Raw genomic sequence first — 1,052 nt, 5'->3', positions numbered from 1 at the left:
GGAATCACCTCAAATTTAATCATAGGATATACCTATCATTATTATATAAATAATTGAATTGAACAATGGTTTTATGAGATTTATAATCACTTTATCAGAAATGGATTGATTATAAAAATTAGATGAGGTGAAGCAGAATTGTTGAAATCGAACGTATTACCAGGAAATTATTCACAAGTACTTCAAAAAAGGTATGAGGCGGCTGTACCGACAGGAATATATCATTTAACGCCTTTATATGTAAAAGAAGCAAGAGGAGCGATAATTACAGATGTAGATGGAAATCAGTTTATTGATTTTGCTGGTGGAATTGGAATGCAAAATGTTGGTCATTGTCATCCGAAAGTTGTAAGAGCGGTACAAAAACAAGCGGAATCATTTATTCACCCATGTTTTCATGTAACTCCATATGAAAATTACATTACTTTAGCAGAGAAAATTAATGAAAAAGTGCCAGGAACAAGTGAGAAAAAAACGATGTTTGCAAATAGTGGTGCGGAAGCGATTGAAAATGCTGTGAAGATCGCACGTAAAGTCACAGGGAGAAGTAAAGTAATCTCGTTTGAACGAGGATTTCATGGGAGAACATTAATGACGATGTCTTTATCGACCAAAGAAAATCCATATAAAGCAGGATTTGGTCCGTTCGTTTCAGACATGCATATATTGCCGTATCCGTACTACTACAGAGCTGAAGAAGGGGCTTCTCCTGAAGAAGTGGATTCTCAAGTCATCTATCAGTTTGAAAAGTTTTTAGAAGAAGTATCACCTGAAAAAGTAGCGGCAATCGTAATGGAACCAGTACAAGGAGAAGCTGGATTTATTGTTCCTTCTATTTTATTTGTAAAACGAATCCGGGAGATTTGTGATCAATATGGTATTTTAATGATAATGGATGAGGTGCAAACTGGATTTGGTCGAACTGGGAAATGGTTTGCAACGGAACATTTTCAAATAGAGCCTGACATTATTACATTATCAAAATCAATAGCTGGAGGCTTACCATTAAGTGCAATTGTTGGCCGTGCGGAGTTGATGGATATTCCTGGGAG

Annotated in this window: 1 protein-coding gene; it reads left to right on the top strand. The window is 36.0% G+C overall.

Translation table 11 applies throughout. The annotated features are described in order from the left end of the window. Positions 1–138: 138 nt before the first annotated feature. The coding region (locus AC1DTM_RS28130) for an aspartate aminotransferase family protein (protein WP_477001449.1) at positions 139–1,052 on the top strand (914 nt) is incomplete at its 3' end.

This window comes from Bacillus sp. P4_D3 (assembly GCF_056401855.1).
The sequence above is the reverse complement of the archived record's forward strand: the minus strand, read 5'-3'. Positions and strand labels throughout refer to the sequence as shown.